Source organism: Mesorhizobium sp. B3-2-1 (assembly GCF_006439515.1).
Taxonomy (GTDB): Bacteria; Pseudomonadota; Alphaproteobacteria; order Rhizobiales; family Rhizobiaceae; genus Mesorhizobium.
Map to the genome: position 1 here is coordinate 79,993 of NZ_VFTI01000013.1, position 26,996 is coordinate 106,988.

The window sequence follows — 26,996 nt, forward strand, 5'->3', positions numbered from 1 at the left end:
GGACGTGCGTTCACTTCACTGGCAGCGCCGCGGGGAGGCCGATCTTGTCCGTCTTGTCGCTCTTCGGCCGCTCGGCCGGCATCTGGTCGCCGGTGACGATGTAGTAGATGGTCTCGGCGATGTTGGTGGCGTGATCGCCGATACGCTCGATGTTCTTGGCGCAGAACAGCAGATGCGTACAGGGCGTGATGTTGCGCGGATCTTCCATCATGTAGGTCAGCAATTCGCGAAACAGCGACGTGTACATGGCATCGATCTGGTCGTCACGGTCGCGCACGAAGCCGATCTTGTCGACCGAACGCGACGCATAGACGTCGAGCACTTCCTTCAACTGGGTCAGCGCCAGGTTGGCCAGAGCTTCCAGGCCGCGGAAAAGGCTGGTCGGCTGGCGGCCGTCGGTGACGGCAGCCACCCGCTTGGCGACGTTCTTGCCGAGGTCTCCGACCCGCTCGAGGTCGGCCGAAATGCGGATGGCGCCGACGATCTCGCGCAGGTCCGTCGCCATCGGCTGGCGCTTGGCGATGATTATGATCGCCTTGTCGTCGATCTCACGCTGCCCCTCATCCAGCACGGCGTCATCGCGAATGACTTTCTGGGCCAATCCCGGATCGGCATTGACCAAGGCGGCGACCGCCTGCTCGACCATGCGCTCGGCATGGCCGCCCATCGCCGCGATGCGCTTGGAGAGATCTTTCAGTTCCTCGTCAAAGGCGCTCATTGTGTGAACGGATTGCATGGACGAAATGCCTTCCCACGGGGTGTCTTGTCTTTGAGTCGTTTCCTCGAATCCCCGCTGATACGCTAACCGGATGACAGAAAAAAGAAACGGTCCCGTGGAAAACTAGGGCAGTATCAGTGCGCCGGCAAATGGACCGAGAAGGCGGCGCCCTTGCCGACCTCGGACCTGATCGTCAGCCTGGCGTTGTGACGCGTCAGGATGTGCTTGACGATCGACAGGCCAAGACCCGTGCCTTTCTGCGTGCGGCTGGTCTCGACATCGATGCGATAGAAGCGCTCGGTGATGCGCGGGATATGCTCCTCGGGAATGCCGGGGCCAAAATCCCTGATCGTCACGTCGATGCCCGGTTCGGCACCATCTTCGCCGCGCGCGATCGACACCACAACCCGCCCGCCCGACTGGCCGTATTTGCAGGCATTTTCCAAAAGGTTCTCGAACACCTGGAACAGTTCGTCGCGATCGCCCGGCACATCGAGCGACCCCTCGGCGAAATCGCGCTCGATGACGACATTGTTTTCCCGGGCGAGCGGTCCGAGCGAATCGATGACGCCGTCCACGGTCTGGCGCAGATCGACTTCGGTTCCCGGCTTCAGATAGGGCTTCATCTCCAGCCGCGACAGCGACAGCAGGTCGTCGATCAGGCGCGCCATGCGGCCGGTCTGGTTCTGCATGATCTGCAGGAACTGCGCGCGCGCCGCCGGATCGTTGCGGGCCGGTCCGCGCAGCGTTTCGATGAAGCCCGCGATCGAAGCCAGCGGGGTGCGCAACTCATGACTGGCATTGGCGATGAAGTCCGCGCGCATGCGGTCTATGCGCCGCGCCTCGCTCTGGTCCTTGAAGACCAGCACATAGAGGTCGGTGCCATGCCCGACCGAGGACGCGCTGACCCGGTAGGCCCTTTCGACGGGCAGTTTCTCGGTGTAGTCGACAACATCCGAGGCGATGGTGCCCGACAGGACACTGTCCAGCAGCGCCTGCATTTCCGGCGCCCGGAATTTCAGCGGCAGCGATATGCCGGGCGCGATGCCGCCAAAGGCGGCAAAGGCGGCGGCGTTGGCGTGGACGATGGTGGCGGCATGGTCGAAGATGATGAGCGGATCGGCGACGGCGGCCGCCAGATATTCGCCGGACAGGCGCTGCAAGCCCATCGCCTCGATTGCCACAGCGCCCTCGGCGGAATGGCGCGCACCCGCCACCGGCAATATTGCCGCCGCCAGCAGCAGGAGCAGCGCCGGTACCAGCACGTAGGCGGAAATACCCGCGAAGCCATAGGTGATCAGGACCGCCAGGACACTGGCCGCGAGCAGCCAGCGGCTGTTCCACAGCCGGCCGGCGATCGCTTGCCCCGTGCCTTTCTGCTCCGCGCCCAGGTCAGTCATTCGCGCGCCCAGCCTCCACCGGTCACACGGCGGCGAAAACTTCCGCTGGACCGCAAATCAAAAGTGCTACAGCGTCCTTCGCGTGTCCAAATGGACGCGCGGCGCTGTAGTGGCTCCCAATAGCATGAGTCCAGACACTTAAAAGGGTTCGTCTGCATGAATAAGGCCAAGGAAAATTCCGCCACGCCAACAGGTCCGCTGAAAATCCGGATCGGCGGCAAGGAACGGGAGTTCGACATCGAGAATCCCGCGCTTCCGGACTGGGTCGAGGAGAACAAGCTGACCGCAGGCGGGTATCCCTACGACAAGAAGATGAAAGGCGAGGAGTATGACGAAACGCTCGAGCAATTGCAGATCGAGCTGGTCAAGGCGCAAGCATGGCTGCAGGCTACCGGCAAACGGGTGATGGCGCTGTTCGAGGGGCGCGACGCTGCCGGCAAGGGTGGCACGATCTTCGTGCTGCGCCAGTACCTCAACCCGCGCACGGCGCGCAACGTCGCGCTGACCAAGCCGACCCCGACGGAGTTGGGGCAATGGTATTACCAGCGCTATGCCGATCATTTCCCGACGTCGGGCGAATTCGTCACCTTCGACCGCTCCTGGTACAACCGCGCCGGCGTCGAGCCGGTGATGGGTTTTTGCACCCCCGAACAGCACGAGAAGTTTCTCGACGAGACGCCGCATTTCGAACGAATGATCGTCAATGACGGCATGCATTTCTTCAAATTCTGGCTGAACATCGGCCAGGAGACGCAGCTCGAGCGCTTTCACGATCGCCGCTACAGCCCCCTGAAGAGCTGGAAGTTCTCGCCGATCGACATTGCCGGCATCACCAAGTGGGACGATTACACCAAGGCGCGCGACAGCATGCTCGAGCACACCCACAAGGAGTTCGCGCCATGGATCATCGTGCGGGCCAACGACAAGCGCCGCGCGCGGCTGGCGGTGATGCGTCGCATCCTCCTGTCGCTGCCCTATGAGGGGCGCGATCTCGATGTCATCGGCAAGGAAGACAGGAAGATCATCGGCGAGGGACCATCATTCCTCGGCAAGCAGGACTGACGCTTTTGGTGCCGCGCAGCCAAAGGGAGCGCGGCGCAATTTGATAGACGCACTACCGATTCAGGTTTCAGGCCGATTCGACCTGAAACCATCCGACTCTAGGCCGCCAGGCGCGCGATCCGCTGCAACCGTCGCAGCGTCGCGTCGTCTTGCAGCGCCTGCTGGAACAGCGATATCTCCTCATCGATGCGCTCGCAAAGTGCCGTGGTGTTGCCCTTGAGCAGGCCGCGCGTCTGCAGCAACGCCGCAACCGGCTTTTTGACGAGCTGCCTGGCCCGGCCGAGCGTCGCCTCCTCGACGCTGCCCTCCGGGACGATCTCGGCGACGAGGCCGAGCGCCCTGGCGTCCTCGGCACGAAGCGTGTCGCCGAGGCAGAAGAAGCGGAAAGCGCCGGCATAGCCGAGCTTCTGCGGCGCCAGGATGCTGGTCGCCGCGTCCGGCACAAGGCCGAAATCGACGAACGGCACCCGGAACGTGCTTTTTTCCGACGCGATCACCATGTCGCAATGGAACAGGATGGTGCAGCCGACGCCGACGGCATCGCCGTCGACACAGGCCAGGATGGGCTTTGGAAACGTCGCCAGCATGCGGAACATGTCGGTGACGGCGGCGATCAGCTTCTGATGCTTGGTGGCATCCAGGAATTCGGAAAAGTCGCCGCCAAGACAGAAGCAGCCCGCCAGGCCGCGCAGCACGACGACCCGCACCTCGTCGTTCTCGGCGGCTTCGTGGAACGTCCTGGCAAGGCTCTCATAGGCCCGTCTGTCGAGCACCGGCCGGCCGTCATTCGACGATACGGTGACGATCAGCGCGTGGTTGCGCAGTTCAGGCTGCGGATGCGCGTTCATGACGCCCTCCTTTGGCCGAACATGTCGGGATATCCCCTGGCCAGGACGGGTGCATGATGTTTGCGGCGCGAACGCACCACGTCCAGCGTGTGCTCGTTGAAGGTGAGCAGCGTCGCCACGACCTGCTGGTTGCCATAGGTGCGCTGATAGCCCAGCGGCGTCGCCAGGAAGTGCAACTGCAGTGCGCGCAGCACCCACATCGGCTCGAACTCGATGATCACCTTGTCGACGCCGCGCTTCAGACCCCACTCGACGAAACCGGCTATCAATTCCGTGCCGACGGTCGAGACGCCGCGCCGGCCATCGCGAAAACCCGGAGCCACCGCATAGCGGGTCAACTCCCAGATGTTGGGACCCGCCGGCGGCGTTCCTTCGGAGAGATCGGTCAACACCTCGGTCAAGAGATGCGGCCGCGTGGTCGGCAACATCCGCTGATAACCCGCGACTTCATTGCCCCTGATGACGATCTGATGCACCGCCTCGTCATGATCGAACTGGTCGACCTCGAACCCGTCGGGGCGACGCAGGTCCTCCCATCCCATTTCCTCGACGAATATCCGATAGCGCAGCCGATGGACGGCCTCCCAGAGGTCGGGGCGTTCCATCAATTCTTTGGTCGAAAGACAAAAAAGCATTCCGTAGTCTCCTGTGTTTCAGGGGAAGATACGGCCGTGCTTCGATGCGAAAATTGCGTGATCACGTAGGCGAGAAGTTCTAGGCCGGCACGGCCGACCTAGCTAATGTATCCCCGCCTTATCGCCTCGGCGACTGCCTGCACCCGGTTGACGGCACCGAGTTTGCTTTTGGCGTTAAGAAGATGTTTCTCCGACGTGTGTTCGGAGATGCCGAGGATTTGCGAAATCTCCCATTCGGACTTGCCGACGGCGGCCCATTGCAGGCACTCGCGTTCGCGCGGCGTCAGTTCGATGTGATCGATGGTCGTGGCCGCCATGGTGTGGAGTTGCATGGCGCGGCCAACGGCATAGGTCGAGACCAGCGAGACCAGGCCGAACTCGGCCGCCGACAGTTCCACGGCCTCGCCACCCAGCGACACCATGACGATTTCGCCGTCGAGCGTGATCAGCGGAAAGGCCAGCCCATCGCGAAGCTTGAAGGCGCCGGCGTCGCCCATCACTTCGCCACTGCCCTTGTCGATGCGAAGCCCCTGGGCGGCTTCCCGCCACTGGAACGGCGCCTGCAGCTGTTTCATGTGACTGACGACGGGATCGTGATCGACATAGTTGCGCGTCACATAGCGCTCGAGCCATTCGACCGGCCAGTCGCAAAGCAGCACATGCTGCTTTTGCTGACCCGTGGGCGTGCGCGGCTTCGGAACGGTTCCGGCCATCAGCGCGGTCAGGCCGAACTCCGATGTTACGCCCAACAGTTTCTCGCAGACCGCGGCCGCCGTTGCGGCGTGCTGCAGCTGGTCTATGTATTCCAGCGTCCGATCGAACTGACCCATCGCAACATCAACCCCATGTTGCCTTATGCATTAAAGTCCATGGTCCACGCCTTGCCGGCACTTCGCCACCGACCAGGAATTGCAAAGCGCCCGCTTCCGGTTGTGGTTCTCGACCCTGGTACCCCACCAGGGCAGCCACCGCTGTTTGCAAACCCACCGAACCATATCCTGAAATCGAAGCGTTGAAATCAAAAAGCATTGTGCCTGTACCATTTTCGTACCAAAACCGGCACGAGAACGAGTGCGGCGGAGTTCTATCTTGGCGTTCCAATGGAGGTTCCAGGTCCTGGCAGCGGCGCTCATCGCGGCCCTGGCTTGGGTTCCCGGAGCGCGCGCGGCGGAGCCGCAGGTACCGGTGCTATGGGACGCCAAGGAGCGGCTGCCCAAGCCGGACCTTTCGGCACTGCCGCGGCTGCGGTTCCTGACGACCACGGATTTTCCGCCCTTCAATTTCCTCGACGGTGCGGGAAAGCTGTCCGGTTTCCATATCGACATGGCGCGCGCCATCTGCGCGGAACTCGGCATCGTCGACAAATGCCAGATCCAAGCCTTGCCGTGGGCGGAGCTTCAAGGCGCGCTCGAGAAAGGCGAAGGCGAAGCGATCATCGCCGGCATTGCCGCAACGCCGCAGTCACGCCAGACATACGCCTTCTCGCGCGCCTACCTGCAGTTTCCGGCACGCTTCATCATGCCCAAGAACAAGGCGCTGGCGGAACCGATCTTCGACAAATTACGCAGTAAGCGCGTCGGCGTGATATCAGGCTCAGCGCATGAACGCATGCTGCGCGACTATTTCAGCACGGTCCAGGTCGTCCCCTTCGACGGGCCGGAAGCGCTCTACGGCGACCTCAAGGCTGGCAAGATCGACGCGGCCTTCGGCGACGGCATGCGCTTCGCCTTCTGGCTCGGCGGCTCCGATGCGGCCGGCTGCTGCCGCTTTGCCGGCGGCCCCTACCTGGCGCCCGAATATCTGGGCACCGGCATGGCAATCGCCACGCGCGCCGACAATCCGGCGCTGGCCGCAGCACTCGACTACGCATTGCAGGAGATTTCGATGAAAGGCACTTTCGCCGAATTCTACCTGCGCTATTTCCCGGTCAGTTTTTTCTGATCCGGTCCCGGTCAGTTTTTTCTGAGTCGGCATAACGCTCTCTTCAGGTGAGCGTGCGAAGCCTTGCCTTGGCCGCACGGCCGATGGCCGCCACGGTCAACGTGTCGAGATCGAGCTGACGGCGGATCAGTTGCAGCACGCGCACCTCCTCCATCCGCATCTCCAGATCGACGGCGGCGACCTCGAAGGCGGCGGCGTAGGCGGTGTCGTGCAGCCGCTCCGGCAGCGCCTCCGCAACCTGGGTCAGGGTCCCCTCCAGCCCACCCTTTTCCTGGAGCATCTTTTGGCAGGCCTGGGCCACGGAAACCAGCCGGTCCTGCCTGAAATCCTCGAACACCGGCCACGAGCGGACGACCTCGCCGATCCTGGCCAGTTCGATGTCGGTCATGTCCCGGTCTGAGGCCGATGTGATGACCATCAGATAGATCAGGGCTTCATGTGGGGTCGGCGACGGCATTCTTTACTCCTTGACGGGCTCCGAAGGTAGGAAGGGGAGCCCGAGGCCGCAAGGAAAAAGCGCTCCACGCGTTGACGCTCCGGCCACGCGCGCCTAGAGACCGGTTGAAAATCGACACTTGCAGCCAGAACGGCGAATAATTTTGGAAAACAGGACCATGGCGGGATCAAACATCATCGATCTCAATCCCGAACTGCTGACGGCTGCGGTCGAGAGCAAGGCATGGCCGTTCGAGGAAGCCAAAAAGATCATCGAGCGCTACAAGGGCGCCGACTTTCCAGAAACGATCCTGTTCGAGACCGGCTATGGACCGTCGGGCCTGCCGCATATCGGCACGTTCGGCGAAGTGGCGCGCACCTCGATGGTGCGCCATGCGTTCCGCGTGCTGACGCGGGACAAAGTCGCCACCAAGCTGCTGTGCTTTTCCGACGACATGGACGGCATGCGCAAGATACCCGACAGCGTGCCGGATCGCGCAGCGCTCGAGCCGTATCTGCACAAGCCGCTGTCATCGGTGCCCAACCCCTTCGGCGGCGACTATGCGAGCTTCGCCGACCACAACAATGCGATGCTCTGCCGCTTCCTCGACACGTTCGGCTTCGACTACGAATTCGCCAGCGCGACGCAGTACTACAAGGCCGGCCGCTTCGATGCGATGCTGTTGCGCGCCGCCGAACGCTACGACCAGATCATGGCGGTCATGCTGCCGACGCTCGGACCTGAGCGACAGGCGACCTACAGCCCCTTCCTGCCTATCTCGCCGAAGAGCGGGCGCGTGCTTTACGTTCCCATGAAGCATGTGGACGCCAAGGCCGGCACCATCACCTTCGACGATGAAGGCACCGAAACCACGCTGCCGGTCACCGGTGGCCGGGTGAAGCTGCAGTGGAAGCCGGATTTCGGCATGCGCTGGGCGGCGCTCGGCGTCGACTTCGAGATGTTCGGCAAGGACCACCAGACCAATGCGGTGGTCTATGACCGCATCTGCAACATCCTGGGCGGGCGGGCGCCGGACCATTTCGTCTACGAGCTGTTCCTCGACGAGAACGGCCAGAAGATTTCCAAGTCGAAGGGCAATGGCCTGACCATCGACGAATGGCTGGCCTATGCACCGACCGAGAGCCTGGGGCTCTACATGTACCAGCGGCCGCGGCAGGCCAAGAAACTGTATTTCGACGTCATACCGCGGGCGGTGGACGAATATTACACCTTCCTCGCCGCCTATCCCCGTCAGGACTGGAAGGAGCGGCTGGGCAACCCGGTCTGGCATATGCATGACGGCAATCCGCCCGCCATCGACATGCCGGTGCCATTCTCGCTGCTGCTCAACCTGGTCAGTGCCTCCAATGCGCAAAACAAGGACGTGCTGTGGGGCTTCATCTCGCGCCATGTACAGGGCGTGACGCCGGCCACCCATCCCGAGCTCGACCGGCTGACGGCCTATGCGATCCGCTATTTCGACGATTTCGTGAAGCCGACGAAAACGTTTCGACCGGCCGACGAGGTCGAGCGCGAAGCGCTGGTGGCTCTCGAAAAGGCACTTGGCGACTTGCCGGCGGGCGCCAGCGGCGAGGCGATCCAGAACGCTTCGCTCAATGTGGCGCGCAAGATCGAACGCTATCAGGATCATTCCAAGCAGAGTCCGGAAGGCGGCCCCGGCGTTTCGGGCGCCTTCTTCCAGATGATCTATCAGGTACTGATCGGTCAGGAACGCGGCCCACGCTTCGGATCCTTCGCCGCCCTCTACGGCGTCCCCGAGACCCGCTCGCTCATTCAGAAGGCGTTGGCTGGTCAGCTGGCTTGAGGACGCCGCCGTCCTCTTCCAGGATCGAACCCGGCGCCTGGGGCGCCGGGGCCGTGGCGGCAGGCGCCGCCGAGATGCCGGCGAGGTTCGGCGCCGGTCCGAAAATGCCTTTCTTCGCGCTCTGCGCCTTGTCGCCGGCCTCGACATAGGGCCCGCCCTTGGCGGCGCGCGCCCAGCCGTTTTCGACCAGCCATTGACCGACATCCAGCTTGCCGATCCGGCACTCCGCCGCGATCCGGTCGCGACCACCTTCCGGCGGCACCAAGCAGACCACGGCGCGGCCGCGCAAGAAGGCGCGGAACGCCGTGCGAGCACGGATACCGCACGGCCAGGATTTGCCGTCTGTGGTACAGGTCTCGTCCTGCCCGACGACATCGATGCCGGAAACGGCGACCGAATAGCCTTTCGCCTCGATCAGGCCGGCAGCCGGCGCGACCGGCTGGAACAGCTTCGTGCCGTTCCAGTCGTCGGGCATCTTCGGCTTGGGCGGCACGGCCAGCGCCAGCGTGCTCAGCGGTTCGCGCGGCTCGACCCGCTCGAGCTCTCCGGCGGGCAGTTCCGGCGGTGCGACGACCTGCGGATCGATCGCCCTCGAATGCGCCGCCGGCTTTGGCGGCTGGGGAGCAGGTATGGCGGAGGTGGCAGGTTCTTCTGGCACCGTCCCGGTGTCGGCCAGCGGGATCGTATCGGCGCCGGGATCGATCTGATCCACCGCAACAGTCCTCGTGCTGCCTTTCAGCGTGCGTCCGCCGGCAACGACCAACGCCGCCATCACCGGAACCATCAGAACCGCCAGGACGAGATGAGGAAGTCGCACCCGTTGCACCTATTGGCTTGCCCAGACGATCCGCGCCACCCATTCGACCTCGCGCATGGGGATGTCGCGGTCGGGATGCTCCGGATTGAGCGAGACCAGCGCGATCGACTTGACGGTCTGGCGCTCAAGCACCTTGGCCATCACCTCGCCTGACGTGGTCTTGACGACGACGCGATCGCCCTTGCGGGTGGCGGCGCCCGGCTCGACGATGAGGACGTCGCCGTTGCGGTAGAGGGGCAGCATGGAATCTCCTTGCACCTGCAGCGCATAGGAACTTTCGGTCGATTGCGCCGGCAATTCGACGAGATCCCAGCCCTGCCCCGCCGGAAAGCCGGCATCGTCGAAGAAGCCGCCGGCGCCTGCCTGGGCAAAGCCGAGCAACGGCACGGCGCGCCGGCGGGACGTCGCGACGACGACCTCACCGCGACCTTCGATCAGCCCGGTGAATTCGTCCAGCGAAGCGCCCGTCGCCTCGATGATCTTGGCCAGCGATTCGGTCGAGGGCCAGCGCGGGCGGCCATCCGACGACAGGCGCTTCGATTTGTTGAAGGCGGTCGAATCGAGACCGGCGCGCCTCGCCAAACCCGAGGCCGAGAGGGAATAGCGCTCGGCCAGAGCGTCTATGGCGGCCCACACGCGGTCGTGCGAGAGCATTTTGCGCGCTCCTTCGAGACAGGAAAAAATGCCTGTTCCTTCTAGTCCCTGCATACCGGTTTGTCTACCAGGCGCGGGCCCACGCCATGCACCGTGAAGGCCGAAGAGATTACAATTTCCGGGATCAGCCTGTTCCCTTGGCCAAGGCGCGCAAACCCCGATGCGAGGTCATGAAAATGCGTTCCGCCTCGGTCGGTGGCCGCGGGTTCACCGCACGGCCAAGTGCGGCGACTACCTCGTCAATGTCGAGGAAGCGGCGCGCCTTGCGGTCGTAGACACCGGCCGTCGTCATGATCACGGCGGCCGTCTCGCCATTGTCGAGGACGAAACGGTGTTTGCCGATGACCTGGGTACCTTCCCAGGTCTCGATCGAGGACACCACTTCGAAGCGCCGCCACAGACGGATCTCGCGGGCGTAGACGGCCTGCAGCCCGCCCATCATCGGCGCCCAGCCATTCTTCCTAGCCAGCGTGATGAGACCAGCGCGGACAAACAGGTCTATGCGGCCAAGGTCGGCCGGCATCATGTAGCGCGCATTGTTGAGATGGACGTTGAAATCGATGTCGGTCGGCAGGCAGCGAAAGGCCAGCCGGCCTTCGCCGCCCATCATATAGGGACCACGGCCGCGCGCCGTGGCCAGCATGCGCGCCATGCGCGCCCAGACATACATGACGCTATGTCAGGCTGCCTGCTTCACGTCGCCCTTGGCATAGGGATCGAAGCGTTCGTAGAAGGTCTCACCTTTCTCGGCCATGTCGATGAGCAGCTTGGGCGCCTTGAACTCGGCGCCATACTTCTTCTGCAGGCCCTTGGCGATCTTGACGAATTGCTTGGCGCCGATCCCGTCGATGTAGGACAGCGCGCCACCGGTGTAGGGCGCGAAGCCGAAGGCCAGGATCGAGCCGACATCGGCCTCGCGTGGATCGGTGACGATACCCTCTTCCATCACGCGTGCCGCTTCGAGCGCGATGGTGACCAGCAGGCGCTGCTGCAGTTCCTCATAGTCGACCTTCTCGGCCGCGAGCTGCGGATAGAGGTCCTTCAACCCCGGCCACAGCTTCTTCTTCGCGGGCTTGGCCGGATAGTCGTAAAAACCCTTGCCATTCTTGCGGCCGAAGCGCCCGTGGTCGTCGACCATGATGTTGATCAGCGCCATCTGTCTGGGGTCGACGGCCTTGTGACCAAGATCCCCGATGGTCTGCTTCATGATCTTCTGGGCAAGGTCGATCGCTGTCTCGTCGGTCAGCGCCAGCGGGCCGACAGGCATGCCGGCGGCCTTCGCCGCATTCTCGATCATTGGAGCGGGCACACCTTCGATCAGCATCTTGTAGGCTTCAGACATGTAACGCAGCACACAGCGGTTGACGTAGAAGCCGCGCGTGTCGTTGACGACGATCGGCGTCTTCTTGATGGCGCGCACGAAGTCGATCGCAGTGGCCAGCGCCTTGTCGCCGGTCTTCTTGCCCAGGATGATCTCGACCAGCATCATCTTGTCGACCGGCGAGAAGAAGTGGATACCGATGAAATTCTTCGGCCGCGCCGAGTTTTTGGCGAGGCCCGTGATTGGGATGGTCGAGGTGTTGGAAGCGAAGATCGCCGACGACTTCAGCACGGCCTCGGCCTGTTCGGTGGCGTTCTTCTTGACAGCGGAATCCTCGAAAACCGCTTCGACGACGAGGTCGCAGCCGGCGAGGTCGGCATAGTCCGCGGTCGGCGTGATCAGGGAGAGTACCTTATCGATTTCAAGCTGAACTGCTTGCCGTGCTGCTTCGGCTCGCTTTGCCTGGTCTTCTGATGGGCCAGCGTGACCGCCCCCAAAGCCCACCTTTCTCAGTTTTTCCGAAAGCAGTTTTTCGGAATGCGCCTTGCCCTTCTGGGCCGAGTTCATATCTCGGTCGAGCAGCACCACCGGAATGCCGGCCTTGGCGGTGACATAGGCAATGCCCGCGCCCATGAAGCCGGCACCGAGGATGCCGATCTTCTTGAACTTGGTGTCCGGCACGCCGGCCGGGCGGCGCGCGCCCTTGTTCAGCTCCTGCAGCGACACGAACAGCGAACGGATCATCGCCGCCGCTTCCTTGCTCTGCATGATCTCGGTGAAATAGCGCTGCTCGATCCTGAGCGCGGTGTCGAAGGGCACCAGGAGGCCCTCATAGACACATTTGAGGATCGCCGCGGCGGCCGGGTAATTGCCATGGGTCTCGCGACGCAGGATGGCGATGGCCGGCGGCCACAGATTGGCGCCCGCCGCCGAATAGATCGGACCACCGGGCAGCCTGAAGCCCTTCTCGTCCCACGGCGCCACCGGCTTGAGGCCGTTCCTGATCATCGCCTTGGCGGTCTCGACCAGTTTCGCCGGTTCGGCGATCTCATGGATCAGGCCCATCGCCTTCGCCTTCTGCGGCGACAGCGTCTGGCCGGAGGTCAGCATCTGCAACGCCTGTTGCTGGTCGGTCAGCCGCGGCACGCGCTGGGTGCCGCCGGCACCGGGGAAGATGCCGATCTTCACCTCGGGGAGCGCCATCCTGACCTTGTCGGAATCGGCCGCGACGCGGCCATGGCAGGCCAGCGACATTTCGAAGGCGCCGCCCATGCAGGTGCCGTTGATCGCCGAGACCCATGGCTTGCCGCAGGTTTCCAGCTTGCGGAACAGGCCGGTCATGATGCCGGCATTGTCGAACAGCGCCTTGGTCGCCTTTTCGACATCCTTGACCTTGTCCGTTGCGAAGCTGGTCAGCATCTTCTGCAGCAAGGTGATGTCGGCCCCGCCGGAGAAGCTGTCCTTGCCGGAAGTGATCACCGCGCCCTTGATGGCGGCATCGCCGGCCACCTTGTCGACGATGGCGTTCAGCTCGCGCATCACCTCTTCGGTGAAGACGTTCATCGAGCGGTCAGGGCTGTTCCAGGTGACCAGCGCGATGCCGTCGGCGTCGGTGTCGAGGGTGAAATTGGTGTAGCTCATCGTTCTCTCCCCGTCAGACGCGTTCGATGATGGTTGCGGTGCCCATGCCGGCGCCGATGCACAGTGTCACCAGCGCGGTGTTCAAGTCGCGGCGCTCGAGTTCGTCCAGCACCGTGCCGAAGATCATCGCGCCGGTGGCGCCGAGCGGATGGCCCATGGCGATGGCGCCGCCATTGACGTTGATCTTGTCGTGCGGGATCTCGAAAGCCTGCATGTAGCGAAGCACGACGGAAGCGAAGGCCTCGTTGAGCTCGAACAGGTCGATATCCGACAGCTTCATCTTGGCGCGCTTCAACAGCTTTTCGGTGACGTCGACCGGGCCGGTCAGCATCAGCACCGGCTCGGAGCCGATGTTGGCGAAGGTGCGGATGCGGGCGCGCGGCTTGAGACCCATCGCCTTGCCGGCCTTCTTCGAGCCGAGCAGCACGGCCGCCGCGCCATCGACGATGCCGGACGAGTTGCCGGCGTGGTGGACGTGGTTGACCTCCTCGACCTCGGGATGCTTCTGCACCGCCACCGCATCGAAGCCGCCCATTTCGCCAGGCATGACGAAGGACGGGTTGAGCGAGGCGAGCGACTGCATGTCGGTCGACGGCCGCATGTGCTCGTCATGGTCGAGAATGGTGAGACCGTTCTGGTCCTTGATCGGGATGACCGAATTCTTGAAGCGGCCATCGGCCCAGGATTTCGCGGCGCGCTTCTGGCTCTCGACCGCGTAGGCGTCGACGTCGTCGCGCGAGAAACCGTATTTGGTGGCGATCAGGTCGGCCGAAATGCCTTGCGGTACGAACCAGCCGGGAAGGCCTACCGAAGGATCCATGAACCAGGCGCCGCCGGACATGCCCATGCCGACGCGCGACATCGATTCGACGCCGCCGGCGATGACGATTTCATCGGCGCCCTGGGCGATCTTGGCGGCGCCGAAATTGATGGCGTCCAAGCCGGAGGCGCAGAAGCGCGAGATCTGCATGCCGGGTGCCTTGGTGTCGTAGCCGGCCTCGAAGGCGGCGGCACGCGGAATGACGGAACCCGCCTCGCCGACAGGATCGACGCAGCCGAAGATGATGTCGTCGACGTTGCCGGTGTCCAGCCCGTTGCGGTCGCGCAGTGCCTCGAGCGTCCTGGCGGCGAGCCGCACCGCCGGCACCTCGTGCAGCGATCCGTCCTTCTTGCCCTTGCCGCGCGGCGTGCGCACGGCGTCATAGACATAAGCTTCGGCCATTTTCATGCTCCTTGGGTTCGCTGAAAAGCTGCTCAGAGCGAGCGTCCGATCAGCAATTTCATGATCTCGTTGGTGCCGCCATAGATGCGCTGGACGCGAGCGTCGCGGAACATGCGGGCGATCGGATATTCATTCATGTAGCCATAGCCGCCATGCAATTGAAGGCATTCGTCGACGACTTTGCCCTGCAGGTCGGAGAGCCAGTACTTGGCCATCGAGGCCGTTACCGGATCCAGCCCGCCATCGATGTGGCGGGTGACGCAGTCATTGTAGAAGACCCGGCCGATGGTGGCCTCGGTCTTCAATTCAGCCAGTTTGAACTGGGTGTTCTGGAAGTCGATGATCGCCTTGCCGAAGGCCTTGCGCTCCTTGACGTAATCGATCGTCAGCGCCAGCGCCCGCTCGATCATGGCGATCGCCCCGGTGCCGATCTGAAGCCGCTCCTGCGGCAATTGCTGCATGAGCTGGACGAAGCCTTGTCCCTCTTCATGGCCGAGCAGGTTGGAGGTCGGCACACGCACGTCGTTGAAGAACAGTTCCGACGTGTCGTTGGCCTTCAGCCCGATCTTGTCGAGGTTGCGGCCGCGCTGGAAGCCTTCGACCTCATCGGTCTCGACGATCATCAGCGAGGTCCCCTTGGCGCCCTTCTCCGGATCGGTCTTGGTGACGATGATGATGAAGTTGGCGAGCTGGCCGTTGGTGATGAAGGTCTTGGAGCCGTTGATCTTGTACTGGTTGCCGTCCTTCTCGGCACGGGTCTTGACACCCTGCAGGTCGGAACCGGCGCCGGGCTCCGTCATGGCGATGGCGCCAATCAGTTCGCCGGTGGCTAGCCTGGGCAGCCATTTCTTCTTCTGCTCTTCCGAGCCGTAATGGAGGATGTAGGGTGCTACGATCGAATTGTGCAGGCCGATGCCGAAACCGTCGACGCCGACATGGCCGATCGCCTCGATGATGGCGCTCTCATGCGCGAACGTGCCGCCCGAGCCGCCATATTCCTCCGGCATGGACGCGCAGAGCAGGCCGGCGGAACCTGCCTTCAGCCAGCTTTCGCGGTCGACCATCTCGTTCTTCTCGAACTCGTCGTAACGCGGCGCGATCTCCTCCCACATGAAACGGGTAGCCATGTCGTAGAGCATGCCGACCTCGTCGGCCGCCCAGGCTGGTTTCGGCAAAGAGAGCACTTCGGCGGGATTTGTCGCCACGATTTCCTCCGCGTATCGACAGGCAGAAAGGCTAGCAAGACCGAGTTTAGAACGCTTCCGCCGGCAGGGCCATCAGCGTATCGGCGCCGCTCGAAATACGGGCGAGGTGCGCCGAGGTTTCCGGCATGATCCGTTCCATGAAGAAGCGCGCCGTCACGACCTTGTTGTCATAGAAGGGCTGGGAACCATTGGCGCCCGTCTTGCCCTGTGCCGCCTTGGCCATCTGGGCCCACATGTAACCCAGCGCCACGAGGCCGAAGAGATGCATGTAGTCGGTCGAGGCCGCACCCGCATTGTCGGGCTTCGCCATGCCGTTCTGCAGCAGCCACATGGTGGCCGCCTGCAAATCGTTGAGGCCCTTCTTCAGACCCTTTGTGAAGGGCGCCATCTTCTCGTCCGCGCGGTTCTCCTCGCAGAATTCGCCGACCTCCTTGAAGAAGGCCTGTATGGCGCGGCCGCCGTTCAAGCCGAGCTTGCGGCCGACGAGGTCGAGCGCCTGAATGCCGTTGGCGCCTTCATAGATCATGGCGATGCGGGCATCGCGCACGAACTGGCTCATGCCGTGCTCTTCGATGTAGCCGTGGCCGCCGAAGACCTGCTGCGCCATCACGGCGTGGTCGAAGCCCTTGTCGGTCAGCACGCCCTTGACCACCGGCGTCATCAGGCCGGTGTAATCGTCGGCCGCCTGGCGATCCTTGTCGTCGGCGGAGCGGTGCGCGATGTCGGACTTGATCGCCGTCCACAGCGCCAGCGCGCGGCCGGCCTCGTTGAAAGCCTTCATGGTCATCAGCGAGCGGCGGATGTCGGGATGGACGATGATCGGATCGGCCTTCTTATCCGGTGCCTTCGGACCCGACAGCGAACGGCCCTGCAAGCGGTCCTTGGCGTAGGCGACGGCGTTCTGGTAGGCGATCTCCGACAGCGACAGGCCCTGCAGGCCGACGCCAAGCCGCGCCTCGTTCATCATCGTGAACATGGCCTTCAGGCCGCCATTGGCCTCACCCAGCAGCGTGCCTTCGGCCTCGTCATAATTCATGACGCAGGTCGAGTTGCCGTGGATGCCCATCTTCTCCTCGATGGAACCGCAGGAAACGGTGTTGCTCGTCTCTGGATTGCCCGACGCGTCGAGCTTGAGCTTCGGCACGATGAACAGCGAGATGCCCTTGACGCCTTCCGGTGCGCCTTCGATACGGGCCAGCACCAGATGGACGATGTTGTCCGACATGTCATGCTCACCGGCCGAGATGAAAATCTTCTGGCCTGAAATCTTGTAGGTGCCATCGCCGTTCGGCACCGCCTTGGTGCGCAACAGGCCGAGATCGGTGCCGCAATGCGGCTCGGTCAGGTTCATGGTGCCGGTCCAGGTGCCCTCGACCATCCTGGGCAGCCAGGTCGCCTTCTGCTCGTCGGTGCCGTGGGTGATGATGGCGGCAATCGCGCCTTGCGTCAGGCCCGGATACATCATCAGCGCCATATTGGCCGACACCATGTATTCCGACACTGCCTGGTGGACGGTGTAAGGCAGGCCCTGGCCGCCGAACTCGACGGGAGCCGCAAGGCCCATCCAGCCGCCTTCGCGATACTGGTCGAACGCTTCCTTGAAGCCCTTGGGCGTGGTCACCGAGCCGTCGTCGTGGCGCACGCAGCCTTCCATGTCGCCGACACGGTTGAGCGGATGCATGACGTTCTCGGCGAGCTTGGCACCTTCGGCGAGAATTGCCTCCAGCACGTCGGGCGTCGCGTCGGCGAATCCGGGAAGGTTCGAATAGCGCTGATAGCCCAGAACTTCGTTGAGCACGAACAGCGTGTCCTGGACCGGGGCCCTGTAGATCGGCATGCTTTTCCTCCACCATGCGGATTAGGCCCCGAAATCAAGCCGTGCGCGGCAAGCGGGCCAATGTCGAAGCCGCAATAGCAAATATTGACGTTTGCGTAAACGTCAATATTTTCGATGCGACAAGATTTCCGCCGCCATGCGCCCGGCGCCTGGCGTTGCGGCATTGCGCGAGGCAGCTGGAAACAGCAGGCCAAAGATAGCAAAAAGCCGCGCGGCATGGCCACGCGGCTTTGACGGTGAAGGGATCCGACAGTGTCGGAGAGTGGCTTAGCTCGCGACGCTAGCCTGCGGTGCCGTACGCTCGGCCAACATCTTGCGCACCGCAGACATCGAGCCGCTGAGCTCATTGATGGCGTCGTCGATCAGTGTCCGCTGCTTCTGCAGGCGAGCGAGCTGCTTCTCCGACTTGTCCAGCGCCAGCCGCAACTGCTTGGTGTTGGAACCGGTCGGATCGTAGAGGTCCATCATCTGCTTGACGTCGCGCAGCGAGAACCCAACCTTGCGGCCGAGCAGGATCAGCTTCAGCCTGGCCTTGTCGCGGCGCGTATAGAGACGGGTCGAACCGTCGCGCTGCGGGTTGAGCAGGCCCTTATCTTCATAGAAGCGCAGCGTGCGCAGCGTCACGCCGTACTTTTTGGCCATTTCGCCGATTCGCGAGAGATCCTCGCCGGCTTCGACAGATGCATTATTGGTATTGGCCGCGGTCTCGCCGGCCGAGATAAGTTTCATGGTCACTGGCTTCCCCGTTTGGCGGCGTCGCGGTCCTGGACCAGGCGTCGCCTGACTGGAAGCGGGGGCGTGCTTCCGGCCGTGGTTTCGACAAACAAATCGCAAAACAGCACGGTTGACGCGCCATTTACGTTTACGTCAATTCTATACCGATAGCCGCCTCATGACGCAAGGGCGTTCTGAAAACGGTGCTTTATGCCGCACCGGACGTCGCGACAGCCAACTTCCTCGCAATTTCTTAAGCTTGGTTAACGCGTTGTTTACCACGTTGGGCGAAATGTGCGCATGTCGGCTACCCGTGGTTATCCTGTATCGAATTTTTCACGGTTTTTCGGAGCGCGGGTGAAACCCGGGAAGCTAGTCTTCCACCGTGGCATGGAAGCGCGGTCGCCTCGTTCCGGCAGGGACTTGGGGAGCTGGTCGCAAGCCGGCCAATCTGAAAGACGGACGCACCGATGAACAGCAAGCGGTCCTACCTCGATACACTCAATGCCGGCAGGCAGCGCAAGCCGCAGACCACGCTCGAGCAGTTGAACCGCTCGCTGGAGACCCTGGAACAGCGCCTGGGGCAGACGCGCGAGGACGCGACGGCACGCCCCGCTCCTCGCCAATATGGCGCCGACCCGCGTTACCCCGCCGCCGAACCGCGTTATCCCGCCGCGCAGCCGACGCCCCAGCAGCACTGGTATGAGGATCCGCAGCCGGCACCGCGTGCGCACAACCCGGCGCCCTCCCCTGCCTTCGACCAGAATTATCAGGCGATCGCGCGCGACATCGACCGTGTGCGCGGCCAGGAAGACAGCGTCGCCATGGTCGGCAAGATCGCGGGCGAGCTGCGCGGCATGCGCGAGGAACTGCGCCACCAGGTGACCTCGGGCCTGCAGCGCGAATTCGACGCGCTGCGCAAGGACATCGATCGCGCCTTCCAGGCGAATGCCAAGCCCGGCGCGACAGGCAAGGGCAGCGCCGAACTCGGCTTGGAATTCGAGCGGCTTTCCGGCGCCATCAAATCGCTCTCGGAGAAGAGTGACGACAGGAGCGTCAATCTGCTGCGACTGGAACTCGAGCAGGTCAAGGCCGCGCTCGACACGCTGGCGCGTGAGGAGAGCGTGCAGAAGGTCGACCGCCGCTGGGACGATTTCGACCGCCGCTGGACGGCTTTCGAAGACCGCGTCGACGCCGACCAGCGCAAGCGCTCCGACGATCCAGCCCTTGCGGCCCTGACCGACCGGCTGGAGCAGATCAGCAACGCCGTCAACAACCTGCCGGAATCGCTGTCGCTGCGTTCGCTGGAGGAAAAGGTCCGCACACTGGCCGGGGCGGTCGACCATTTCGCCAGCCAGCAGGACAATCGCGGCGGCGGCACGCTGGCCATGATCGACGAGCGGCTGGACGAGATTTCCCGCGCCATCGTAGCCTCGACAGTCGCCGCACAGGCGAATTCAATCGACCATGAAGCCTTCGAGCGCATCGAGAAGCGGATCGACTCGCTCGCCCAGCAGATCGAGGAAGTGGCGCAGGACCGTCCCGGCAATGTCGTGATCGACCGGCTGAACACGCTGTCGAGCCGGGTCGATGACCTCGCCGGCCGCGCCAACCTGCCCGAGCAGGCAATGGAACGGCTCGCCAAACAGATCGCGCTGATCGCCGACAAGATCGACCAGGCGCCGGCCATGCCTGACGCCGACTACATCTTCCACGGGCTTGAACAGCGCTTCGACGTGCTGTCGGGCATGATGGAGCGTCGGCAGGGCGACGCCATCGAACAGGGCAACATGCTGTTTCGCGATCTCGAGCGCCGGCTGGACGAGGTTGCCGACCGGCTGGACCAGCGCAGCATGGCGCAGGTCGACAGCGCCGGCATCATGGACGCCATCGATGCCCGCTTCACCGCACTGGCCAAGCGTATGGAAACGCGCGCTCCCGATCCCGCCGGCGAGGCGGCGATCCGCGGGCTGGAAAGCCGGCTCGAGGATATTTCAAGCCGGCTGGACGCTTCGGCGGCCCAAGTCGCCGGCATCGATCCGGCGCTGATCCGCAGCCTGGAGGCGCAGGTCGCCGGCCTGTCGGCGCATCTTTCCAAGCCCAGTACGCCATTGCCGGACTTCGAGGACATCAGCCCGCGCCTCGACGAAATCGAGAAAGCACTGGCCGGGACCCGCGATTCCATCCTCGGCGCCGCACGCGAAGCGGCTGAGAACGCGGTGCGCTCGCTGGCCGGAACGAGCACCAATACGGCCGCGGTATCTGGCCTTGCCCAGGACCTGAAGACGCTGGAGACATTGACGCGGCGTTCCGACGAGCGCAATTCGCGCACCTTCGAAGCCATTCACGATACATTGCTCAAGATCGTCGACAGGCTGGGTTCGCTGGAAACCAGCGAATCGTCCGAAGCGGTGAGCGAACTCCTCGACGTGGCTCCAACCGAACCGAGCGGCTGGCGTGGCGCGCGGCGGCCCAAGATGGCCGTGAACGCACCGTCGATGGCCATGGACGAGCCGCAGCCGCTGACCGGCATGGCCGATCTCGACGCGCGTGCCATGGCCATATTGCGCGCCGACCCGGCATCAGGCGAGCCGGCGCTGCACGTCGAATCGGGCTTGTCTGCCCGGCCGGGCGCGCGCTCGCCCGCGGAAGCCGCCGCCGCCGCCGCGATGGCCGCACTCGGTTCCGACATCGTCGCCGGAGAGGACCAGCCGGCAGGCCGCAAGTCGATGTTCGGCGGGCTGGCGCGCGTCTTCAAGGGCAAGAAGGCGGCGGATGTTCCGCCGCTGGCCGGCTCGGCGCCGAGCGTTGATTTCCCGAGTGCCGATCTCGACGAGCCGCTCGACCCGAAAGTCGCCAACCGCCCGCTGGAACCCGGCTCTGGCGCGCCCGACCTCAACGCCATCATGAAGCGCGTGCGCGACGAGCGGGGACAGCCGGCAAAGCTCGGGGAGAGCGACGCAGCGAAATCGGATTTCATCGCCGCTGCCCGGCGCGCGGCGCAGGCGGCCGCGGCCGAGGCCGACGCCCTCAAGCGCCAGTCGACGATGAAAGGCCCGGTCAAGGCCCTTAGGATAGGCGACCTCCTCAAGGCGCGGCGCAAGCCGATCCTGATGGCGGCGGCAGCGATCATGCTGGCGCTTGCCGGCCTGCAGCTCGGCAAGGCCTTTCTTTCGGATCCCGCCCAGGTGGCAAATAACGACGGGGCCCCGATCGCCGCCTCGCAGCCGGTAAAGACGGCATCTGTCGATACCGCAAGCCAGCCGAAAACCGAAATCCAGCCGGCGGCGACGGACAGCGCGCCGGCCCGTGCCGTCAGGCAGGCCGAACAATCCGCGCCGGCAAGCAAGGACGACATGGCGGCGCAGACCGTCATGGCCATGCCGTCTGATACGGATGCGACGCCGGATAGGGCGCCCGCCGCGCCCGCTCCGGCACCGGTTGCGTCGACCATGACTTCCGGCCCGAGCACAACCGCTCCCGACTCTATGGCATCGGCCGCGCCTGTTGCTCCGATGACCGCTGCTCCCACCGTGACGGATCCGGCCCCTGCTGCGCCAACAGCGGCAACGGCCAACGACACGACTGGCGCCGTTGCGCCCATGGACAAGGCGGCGGCGACGGCCGCGACCAAGTTCGACATCCCGGCCGATGCCGGCCCTGCCGCCTTGCGTGACGCCGCCGCTGGTGGCGACGCCAAGGCACTGTTCGAGGTGGGCTCGCGCTACGCCGAGTCGCGCGGTGTCAAGGAAGACATGCCGGCTGCCGCCAAATGGTACGAGAGGTCGGCGGAACTCGGCTTCGCACCAGCCGAATACCGCATCGGCAATTTCTACGAGAAGGGCATCGGCGTCGCGCGCGACATCAAGAAGTCGAAGACCTGGTACCAACTCGCCGCCGCGCAGGGCAACGCCAGCGCCATGCACAATCTGGCGGTGCTGTTCGCCATGGCCGCGGATGGCGTGACCGACAATGAATCGGCCGCGCACTGGTTCCAGGAGGCCGCCGACCTCGGCGTCAAGGACAGCCAGTTCAATCTCGGCATCCTCGCCGCCAAGGGCGTCGGCATGAAGCAGAATCTGGAAGAATCCTACAAATGGTTCGCACTCGTCGCCAAGACCGGCGACAAGGACGCCGCGGCCAAGCGCGACGAGATCGCCAATGCGCTGCGGCCCGAGCAGCTCGAGCGGGCGCGCGCCGCGACCGAATTGTGGAAGGCCAAGCCGCTCAACGCGACAGCTAATTCGGTGGATATTCCCGAATCCTGGCAGGAAGGCACGCCGCAGACGACCGCCGGCATCGACATGAAGAAGGCGGTCAAGAACATCCAGCTCATCCTCAACAAGAACGGCTATGACGCCGGCGGCGCCGACGGCGTGATGGGCGACAAGACCAAGAACGCGATCATCGCTTTCCAGACCGCCAACAAGCTGCCGGCGACCGGCGCGGTCGACGAGCAACTGGTCAAGGCATTGCTGGCGCGCAAATAACGGCAGAAGCGTCGTTTCCACGACGCTCTTGCCATACATTTGCCTGTTAACTGCTTGAGTTGTCTTTTTGTTTCGGCGCGGCGGCGGGGTTGACCACGCTGCCGCGTCGGCGCAAGAGAAAATTGGCTTTTCGATGCGATACTGTCCGCAACGGCTTTATTCGCCGACAGGCAAACTGATCGAGACTGACGGGTGGGCATCTATCTCCCGATCGCGGAAATTTCCGTAAACGTCTTCGTGCTGCTGGCCATGGGCGCCGCGGTGGGTTTCCTGTCGGGCATGTTCGGGGTGGGCGGCGGCTTCCTGATCACGCCGTTGCTGATCTTCTACAACATCCCCCCGGCGATCGCGGTCGCCACCGGCGCCAACCAGGTCATCGCCTCTTCCGTCTCCGGCGTCCTTTCGCACATGAAGCGAGGCACGCTCGACTTCAAGCTCGGTGGCGTGCTCCTGGCCGGCGGCATCGTGGGTTCCACCGCCGGCATCTTCGTGTTCGGCTTCCTGCGCAAGCTAGGCCAACTCGACCTGTTCATCTCGCTCTCATACGTCGCCCTGCTCGGCACCGTTGGAACGATCATGCTGATCGAGAGCGTCAGCGTGCTGCGCGCCACGCGAAGCGGCGCCGCACCGGTGCTGAAGAAGTCTGGCCAGCACAATTGGATCCATCGCCTGCCGCTGAAGATGCGGTTCAGGGCCTCGAAGCTGTTCGTCAGTGTCATTCCAGTGCTTGGCCTTGGCGCGAGCATCGGCTTTTTGTCGTCAGTCACCGGTGTCGGCGGCGGCTTCATCATGGTCCCTGCACTGATCTATCTGCTGAAGGTGCCGACAAATGTCGTCATCGGCACCTCGCTGTTCCAGATCATCTTCACCTCGGCCTTTACCACGCTCGTCCATGCCACCACCAACCAGACGGTCGATGTGATGTTGGCCTTCCTTCTGATGGCAGGCGGCGTAGCCGGGGCGCAATATGGCGCCAAGGCCGGGCAGCGGCTGCGCGGCGAGCAATTGAGAGCCCTGCTGGCGCTGCTGGTGCTGGCGGTGGCGATCCGGCTCGCCACCGATCTGTTCGTCACTCCGCCCAACCTTTATTCGCTGTCCGGCGTGGGCCTCAACTGATGAAAGGCCTGAAAGCGTTCGCAGCCGTCGCTCTCCTGTCACTGACCGCCGCCGCGCCGGCGAAGGCGCAGACGCCGCTGACGGAAAGCATCCAGATCGGTCTCTCCACCGACGCCGTGTCGATCACCGCCGGCTTTTCCGGCGCCGACCTGACCATTTTCGGTTCGCTGGAAAATCCCGACCCCCTGGTGGCACGACAGGGCCGTTACGACGTCATCGTCGTGCTCGAAGGGCCCCCCAAGCCGGTGGTGGTGCGCCGCAAGGACCGGGTGCTCGGCGTCTGGGTCAATCTGGACTCCGAGACCTTCGAGAACGTGCCGGTATCCTACTCGGTGGCGACGACGCGGCCTCTGCAGGACATCACCGAACCCAACAGCTACAGGCAATTATCGCTCGGCGCCTCCAACCTCTACATGCAGCCCGCCGATGCCGGCGACAGCCCCGCGACGATCGAGGAATTCACCGCGGCGTTGCGCGAGCGCAAGACGGCGACCGGCCTCTACAGCGAGAATGTCGGCGGCGTGCAATTCCTGTCGCAGAACCTGTTTCGCGCCACGGTCAGGCTGGCGCCGAATGTGCCGGTCGGCACGCACAAGGCGCGCGCGTTCCTGTTCAAGAGCGGCCTGTTCGTCAAGGAGAGTTCGGCGCAGCTCGAAATCCGCAAATCGGGCTTCGAACAATCGATCTTCCGCGTCGCCCACGACTATTCGTTCCTCTACGGCGTGTTCGCCATATCGCTGGCCATGGTGACGGGCTGGCTCGGCCGGCTGGTGTTCCGCAAAGATTGATGCTCCGGGAAAAGAGGGGTTCCCCTTTTCCCGGCCATGCGATAAACCGCCGCCTCCCAGCCCAGGGGCAAACACGCACATACAATTCGCCGAAGCGGTCCGGCCATCCGGATGACAGCGCGATGCGTCGCCGCTGTTTTGCCGCCACGAAACAATGACAGGAGGCTGCAATGCATCAGGCATTCGGCGGCATCGACTTCGGCACGTCCAATTCCACGGTGGGCGTGATCCGGAACGGCAAGGCGCGGCTGGTCCCGCTGGAGGGCGAACAGCCCACTCTGCCAAGTGCCGTGTTCTTCAATTTCGAGGACGGCCATACCTATTTCGGCCGTCGCGCGATCGGCGATTATACCGACAGCATCGAAGGCCGCCTGATGCGCTCGTTGAAGAGCGTGCTCGGCAGTTCGCTCGCCCACGAGAAGACGCGTATCAAGGCGCGCCAGATCGGCTTCATCGACATTATCGGCCTGTTCATCGGTCATCTGAGGACGCGGCTGGAGGAGGACGCCGGCGGCGTGGTGGAGAGCGTGGTGCTCGGCCGCCCGGTGCAGTTCGTCGATGATGACGCGCAAGCCGACGCGGAGGCGCAAGGCGAGCTTGAAAAGGCTGCCCGTGCCCAGGGCTTCAAGCACATCGCTTTCCAGTTCGAGCCGATCGCAGCGGCGCTCGACTACGAGCAGAAGGTGACGCGCGAAGAACTGGCGCTGATCATCGACATGGGCGGCGGCACGTCCGACTTCTCGATCGTGCGGGTCTCGCCGGAGCGCTCGCGATCGACCGACCGCAAGGACGACATCCTCGCCAGCCGCGGCATCCATATCGGCGGCACCGATTTCGACCGGCTGCTGAGCATCGCCCATGTCATGCCGCAGCTCGGCTATCTCTCCGCGACCAAGGACGGCAAGCGCAATCTGCCGGCCAGCTACTTCATCGATCTCGCCACATGGCAGCGCATCAATCTGGTCTACACCGCCAAGGCGATGACGCATCTGCGCCAAATCCGCTACGAGGCCGCGCGCGCCGACCTGGTCGACCGCTTCATCCATATCGTCGAGCACCGCTACGGGCACGCTCTGGCAGCGTTGGTCGAGAAAGCCAAGATAGAGCTGACCGACAGGTCATCGGCGGACGTGGCGGTGAAGCTGCCTGACGCGGCGTTCGCCGCCGGGATCACGCGCGACGGGCTGGAGGCAACGATCGCCCGGGAAATCGAGCGGGTCACCGAGACGGTGGCGCAGACCATCCGCGACGCCGGAGTCAAGCCATCCGACATCACCGCGGTGTTCCTGACCGGCGGATCGACGGCGATCCCGCTGGCAAGGCGGGAAATCCTGTCGCTGGTGCCGCAGGCTTCCGTCATAGAAGGCGATATGTTCGGATCGGTCGGGCTTGGCCTGGCGCTCGATGCGCAGCGGAAGTTCGGCTGATCCTACCCTGACCCGTTCATCTCCGCAGCCAGATGCGCCTTCAGCGCCATCTGGGCCAGGCTTGCCTGACGGTCGCGATGGGTGATCATGGCGAAGTCGCGCTTCGGCAATTCGATCGGCACGGCTCTCAGGCTCCCCTCGGCGACGGCCCGCCCGACGACGAGCTCCGAAATGATGGTCGCGCCGGCACCCGCCTCGACCGCCTGGCGAACCGCCTCGTTGCTGGGCAGCACCAGAAATATCTGCAAGTCGGCAAGTGAAATCCCCTCGCGGCGCGCCAGGTCCTCCAGCACCTCGCGCGTGCCGGAGCCGCCTTCGCGGATAATCCAGCGCAGACCGGTGATGTCGGGGCGGCCCGGTGCGGTTTCGGCGATCTTGGGATGCGAGCTGGCGACGACCAGCATCAGCCGGTCGGTGTCGACCTTGGCCCGGCGCAACAAGTCGGACTCGGTGCGCCCTTCGACCAGGCCGAGATCGGCGGTGCCATCGAGCACGCTGGCTTCGACCTGCCTCGTGTTGCCGATGGTGACGCTCAGCCTGACGGCCGGATAGGCCTCGTGGAAGGAGGCCAGCCGGCGCGGCAGCCAGTAGCTGGCAATGGTCAGGCTGGCGGCGATGGAGAGGCTGCCGGCGACCGTCTGCGAAACATGTTCCAGTACATTGCGGGCGGCGGCGGCCCTCTCCAGCACGGCCTTGGCCTCGGGCAGGAAACGGTGCCCGGTCTGAGCGAGCTCGATATTGCGGCCGACGCGGTTGAACAGATGCACACCGTGCTGCTCTTCCAGCGCGCGAATGGCCGCCGACGCGGCCGACTGGGAAATGCCCAGGAGCTCGGCTGCCTTGGTCATGTGGCCGCGCTCGGCGACGGCGACGAAAATGCGCAACTGATCCAGGGTCAT

The 26,996-nt window shown here is 63.9% G+C and carries 22 protein-coding genes; 7 read left to right on the forward strand and 15 right to left on the reverse strand.

Going from position 1 to position 26,996, the window contains the following annotated elements; translation table 11 throughout:
* Nucleotides 1-10: 10 nt before the first annotated feature.
* A complete protein-coding gene (gene phoU / locus FJW08_RS15500; protein ID WP_140757825.1) occupies nt 11-736 on the reverse strand; it encodes a phosphate signaling complex protein PhoU in 726 nt (241 codons plus the stop codon).
* Between the two features lie 116 nt (nt 737-852).
* Nucleotides 853-2,118, reverse strand: coding sequence for an ATP-binding protein (locus FJW08_RS15505; protein WP_140811329.1), 1,266 nt, complete (start codon nt 2,116-2,118; stop codon nt 853-855).
* 156 nt (nt 2,119-2,274) lie between these two features.
* Here FJW08_RS15505 and ppk2 point away from each other — a divergent pair, with 156 nt between their 5' ends.
* Nucleotides 2,275-3,180 (forward strand): polyphosphate kinase 2, encoded by a 906-nt coding sequence (ppk2, locus tag FJW08_RS15510; RefSeq protein WP_140811330.1) that lies wholly within the window; start codon nt 2,275-2,277, stop codon nt 3,178-3,180.
* A gap of 98 nt (nt 3,181-3,278) precedes the next feature.
* On the opposite strand, the gene FJW08_RS15515 is transcribed toward ppk2, so the two are convergent.
* From FJW08_RS15515 to FJW08_RS15525, 3 genes are all read right to left on the reverse strand, one after another.
* Nucleotides 3,279-4,028 carry an enoyl-CoA hydratase-related protein gene (locus tag FJW08_RS15515; RefSeq protein ID WP_140811331.1) on the reverse strand — a complete coding sequence of 250 codons (750 nt, stop codon included), beginning with the start codon at nt 4,026-4,028 and terminating at the stop codon, nt 3,279-3,281.
* On the reverse strand, nt 4,025-4,663 hold the full coding sequence (locus tag FJW08_RS15520) for an acyl-homoserine-lactone synthase (RefSeq protein WP_140757829.1): 639 nt from the start codon (nt 4,661-4,663) through the stop codon (nt 4,025-4,027). The genes FJW08_RS15515 and FJW08_RS15520 overlap by 4 nt, the downstream gene beginning before the upstream one ends.
* 98 nt (nt 4,664-4,761) lie before the next feature.
* Nucleotides 4,762-5,493, reverse strand: a complete 732-nt coding sequence (locus FJW08_RS15525) for a LuxR family transcriptional regulator (protein ID WP_140757830.1) — start codon at nt 5,491-5,493, stop codon at nt 4,762-4,764.
* Nucleotides 5,494-5,752: 259 nt separating this feature from the next.
* On the opposite strand from FJW08_RS15525, the gene FJW08_RS15530 reads away from it, so the two are divergent.
* Nucleotides 5,753-6,604, forward strand: a complete 852-nt coding sequence (locus tag FJW08_RS15530) for a transporter substrate-binding domain-containing protein (protein WP_140811332.1) — start codon at nt 5,753-5,755, stop codon at nt 6,602-6,604.
* Nucleotides 6,605-6,647: 43 nt separating this feature from the next.
* Here FJW08_RS15530 and FJW08_RS15535 read toward each other — a convergent pair whose 3' ends face one another.
* Nucleotides 6,648-7,061, reverse strand: a complete 414-nt coding sequence (locus FJW08_RS15535) for a tellurite resistance TerB family protein (RefSeq protein ID WP_140811334.1) — start codon at nt 7,059-7,061, stop codon at nt 6,648-6,650.
* 157 nt (nt 7,062-7,218) lie between these two features.
* Here FJW08_RS15535 and FJW08_RS15540 point away from each other — a divergent pair, with 157 nt between their 5' ends.
* A complete protein-coding gene (locus tag FJW08_RS15540; protein ID WP_140811335.1) occupies nt 7,219-8,865 on the forward strand; it encodes a lysine--tRNA ligase in 1,647 nt (548 codons plus the stop codon).
* Here the strand turns inward: FJW08_RS15540 and FJW08_RS15545 are convergent.
* From FJW08_RS15545 to FJW08_RS15580, 8 genes are all read right to left on the reverse strand, one after another.
* On the reverse strand, nt 8,831-9,682 hold the full coding sequence (locus FJW08_RS15545; protein ID WP_348642674.1) for a thermonuclease family protein: 852 nt from the start codon (nt 9,680-9,682) through the stop codon (nt 8,831-8,833). The genes FJW08_RS15540 and FJW08_RS15545 overlap by 35 nt on opposite strands.
* 9 nt (nt 9,683-9,691) lie before the next feature.
* Nucleotides 9,692-10,336, reverse strand: a complete 645-nt coding sequence (locus tag FJW08_RS15550) for a helix-turn-helix transcriptional regulator (protein WP_140811336.1) — start codon at nt 10,334-10,336, stop codon at nt 9,692-9,694.
* 124 nt (nt 10,337-10,460) lie between these two features.
* Nucleotides 10,461-11,006, reverse strand: a complete 546-nt coding sequence (locus tag FJW08_RS15555; protein ID WP_140811337.1) for a thioesterase family protein — start codon at nt 11,004-11,006, stop codon at nt 10,461-10,463.
* A gap of 9 nt (nt 11,007-11,015) precedes the next feature.
* The gene (locus tag FJW08_RS15560) at nt 11,016-13,298 is read right to left on the reverse strand and encodes a 3-hydroxyacyl-CoA dehydrogenase NAD-binding domain-containing protein (RefSeq protein ID WP_140811338.1); all 2,283 of its coding nucleotides are present in this window, start codon (nt 13,296-13,298) and stop codon (nt 11,016-11,018) included.
* Between the two features lie 13 nt (nt 13,299-13,311).
* The gene (locus FJW08_RS15565) at nt 13,312-14,520 is read right to left on the reverse strand and encodes an acetyl-CoA C-acetyltransferase (protein ID WP_140811339.1); all 1,209 of its coding nucleotides are present in this window, start codon (nt 14,518-14,520) and stop codon (nt 13,312-13,314) included.
* Between the two features lie 32 nt (nt 14,521-14,552).
* A complete protein-coding gene (locus FJW08_RS15570) occupies nt 14,553-15,725 on the reverse strand; it encodes an acyl-CoA dehydrogenase family protein (protein ID WP_140811340.1) in 1,173 nt (390 codons plus the stop codon).
* A 46-nt stretch (nt 15,726-15,771) separates the two neighbouring features.
* A complete protein-coding gene (locus FJW08_RS15575; protein WP_140811342.1) occupies nt 15,772-17,562 on the reverse strand; it encodes an acyl-CoA dehydrogenase in 1,791 nt (596 codons plus the stop codon).
* Nucleotides 17,563-17,829: 267 nt separating this feature from the next.
* Nucleotides 17,830-18,291, reverse strand: a complete 462-nt coding sequence (locus FJW08_RS15580) for a MerR family DNA-binding transcriptional regulator (RefSeq protein WP_140757838.1) — start codon at nt 18,289-18,291, stop codon at nt 17,830-17,832.
* A 455-nt stretch (nt 18,292-18,746) separates the two neighbouring features.
* Here FJW08_RS15580 and FJW08_RS15585 point away from each other — a divergent pair, with 455 nt between their 5' ends.
* From FJW08_RS15585 to FJW08_RS15600, 4 genes are all read left to right on the forward strand, one after another.
* Nucleotides 18,747-22,766: a peptidoglycan-binding protein gene (locus tag FJW08_RS15585; protein WP_140811343.1), complete on the forward strand. Its 4,020-nt coding sequence runs from the start codon at nt 18,747-18,749 to the stop codon at nt 22,764-22,766.
* A gap of 192 nt (nt 22,767-22,958) precedes the next feature.
* The gene (locus FJW08_RS15590; protein ID WP_140757840.1) at nt 22,959-23,882 is read left to right on the forward strand and encodes a sulfite exporter TauE/SafE family protein; all 924 of its coding nucleotides are present in this window, start codon (nt 22,959-22,961) and stop codon (nt 23,880-23,882) included.
* A complete protein-coding gene (locus FJW08_RS15595; protein ID WP_140757841.1) occupies nt 23,882-24,670 on the forward strand; it encodes a TIGR02186 family protein in 789 nt (262 codons plus the stop codon). Before FJW08_RS15590 ends, FJW08_RS15595 begins: the two co-directional genes overlap by 1 nt.
* A gap of 170 nt (nt 24,671-24,840) precedes the next feature.
* On the forward strand, nt 24,841-26,097 hold the full coding sequence (locus FJW08_RS15600; protein ID WP_140811344.1) for an Hsp70 family protein: 1,257 nt from the start codon (nt 24,841-24,843) through the stop codon (nt 26,095-26,097).
* 2 nt (nt 26,098-26,099) lie between these two features.
* Here FJW08_RS15600 and FJW08_RS15605 read toward each other — a convergent pair whose 3' ends face one another.
* Nucleotides 26,100-26,996, reverse strand: coding sequence for a LysR family transcriptional regulator (locus FJW08_RS15605; protein ID WP_140811345.1), 897 nt, complete (start codon nt 26,994-26,996; stop codon nt 26,100-26,102).

Bases quoted from the DNA above. Each gene is read 5' to 3' on its own strand.
- FJW08_RS15565 (WP_140811339.1), bottom strand. From the start codon at position 14,520: ATGGCCGAAGCTTATGTCTATGACGCCGTGCGCACGCCGCGCGGCAAG.
- FJW08_RS15525 (WP_140757830.1), bottom strand. From the start codon at position 5,493: ATGGGTCAGTTCGATCGGACGCTGGAATACATAGACCAGCTGCAGCAC.
- FJW08_RS15560 (WP_140811338.1), bottom strand. From the start codon at position 13,298: ATGAGCTACACCAATTTCACCCTCGACACCGACGCCGACGGCATCGCG.
- ppk2 (WP_140811330.1), top strand. From the start codon at position 2,275: ATGAATAAGGCCAAGGAAAATTCCGCCACGCCAACAGGTCCGCTGAAA.
- FJW08_RS15555 (WP_140811337.1), bottom strand. From the start codon at position 11,006: ATGTATGTCTGGGCGCGCATGGCGCGCATGCTGGCCACGGCGCGCGGC.
- FJW08_RS15575 (WP_140811342.1), bottom strand. From the start codon at position 17,562: ATGCCGATCTACAGGGCCCCGGTCCAGGACACGCTGTTCGTGCTCAAC.
- FJW08_RS15515 (WP_140811331.1), bottom strand. From the start codon at position 4,028: ATGAACGCGCATCCGCAGCCTGAACTGCGCAACCACGCGCTGATCGTC.
- FJW08_RS15540 (WP_140811335.1), top strand. From the start codon at position 7,219: ATGGCGGGATCAAACATCATCGATCTCAATCCCGAACTGCTGACGGCT.
- FJW08_RS15520 (WP_140757829.1), bottom strand. From the start codon at position 4,663: ATGCTTTTTTGTCTTTCGACCAAAGAATTGATGGAACGCCCCGACCTC.
- FJW08_RS15550 (WP_140811336.1), bottom strand. From the start codon at position 10,336: ATGCTCTCGCACGACCGCGTGTGGGCCGCCATAGACGCTCTGGCCGAG.
- FJW08_RS15585 (WP_140811343.1), top strand. From the start codon at position 18,747: ATGAACAGCAAGCGGTCCTACCTCGATACACTCAATGCCGGCAGGCAG.
- FJW08_RS15605 (WP_140811345.1), bottom strand. From the start codon at position 26,996: ATGACCCTGGATCAGTTGCGCATTTTCGTCGCCGTCGCCGAGCGCGGC.
- phoU (WP_140757825.1), bottom strand. From the start codon at position 736: ATGCAATCCGTTCACACAATGAGCGCCTTTGACGAGGAACTGAAAGAT.
- FJW08_RS15505 (WP_140811329.1), bottom strand. From the start codon at position 2,118: ATGACTGACCTGGGCGCGGAGCAGAAAGGCACGGGGCAAGCGATCGCC.
- FJW08_RS15580 (WP_140757838.1), bottom strand. From the start codon at position 18,291: ATGAAACTTATCTCGGCCGGCGAGACCGCGGCCAATACCAATAATGCA.
- FJW08_RS15595 (WP_140757841.1), top strand. From the start codon at position 23,882: ATGAAAGGCCTGAAAGCGTTCGCAGCCGTCGCTCTCCTGTCACTGACC.
- FJW08_RS15600 (WP_140811344.1), top strand. From the start codon at position 24,841: ATGCATCAGGCATTCGGCGGCATCGACTTCGGCACGTCCAATTCCACG.
- FJW08_RS15535 (WP_140811334.1), bottom strand. From the start codon at position 7,061: ATGCCGTCGCCGACCCCACATGAAGCCCTGATCTATCTGATGGTCATC.